This window comes from Psychrobacter sp. T6-1 (assembly GCF_052258445.1).
Genome location: NZ_JBQQFC010000592.1, coordinates 1 through 924, shown reverse-complemented (window position 1 = coordinate 924; position 924 = coordinate 1). Strand labels below are relative to the sequence as shown.

Below are 924 nucleotides of genomic sequence, written 5' to 3'. Positions count from 1 at the left end.
CAATTCGCCCTTGGCACGCTAGCATTGAGAGAATAGCCATAATGACTTGTAGTGGTATCGAATACGCCAACGGCTACTGCCAAGATATCGGGCGAGAACTCACCGTCTGATAGGGTATAGCCGTTTGCCTCGTAGAATTTCGTCGCCTTAATTAACATACTTTGTGCTTGCTGATAGTGTTCTTTATTTAGCTGATCTTGCAACTTACTATCAATAACACTTTGCCGAGTTGGCGTACTGACTGCATAAAAAGCGCGTCCGATAGCGGTTTTATCAATGGGGACAGCAGAGCCCACTTGTAGATTGACCGACAGGCGCGCGGGGCTACGATGACACGCCAAGTAACGCATCTCGCCTTCAACCTCTGTCGCTAGATTGACTGATACTTCATGGTCAATGGCGAACTGGCGCAGTAAAGGCTCAGCGATTGCTACCATATCATGACGACTCCATGCCGATGCGCTCAGACGTACCGCGCTGCTACCAAGCTGATAATGACCATGCGGCGTGGTACGCAAAAACCCAAGCGCGGTTAAGGTATGAATTAGACGAGTAACCGTGGCCTTAGGTAGTCCGCTCATCTGACACAGTTGCTGATGGCTCAATACTTCATCGTTTTCGAAAGCTGCTAATAGAGCTAATCCGCGACCCAAAGCGGCGACGAATTGTCGGTCTTCATCGACTTTACTTTGCTTAAGTAGATCCGTAGTGCGCGACAACAAGGAGACATTTGCCATTGTACTTTTAGTCATAGTGTTCCCAAACTTAAATTAAGTATTTACAAGTCAAATTATTTCTGCTTTAATAGTTTTACATTATGAAACTTAGTTTCGCACAGTGAAACTTCAACGTCAAGTATAGTATTTAATTTGTTTGACAAGATTGAGCGATTCAACCAAACCGCACGTCAAGGAGCACGACATG

Annotated in this window: 1 protein-coding gene; it reads right to left on the bottom strand. The window is 45.7% G+C overall.

The features are described from left to right. On the bottom strand, positions 1-752 hold a 752-nt coding region (locus tag ACTXGO_RS14800), incomplete at its 3' end, for an IclR family transcriptional regulator (protein WP_443575058.1). Positions 753-924: the final 172 nt, after the last annotated feature.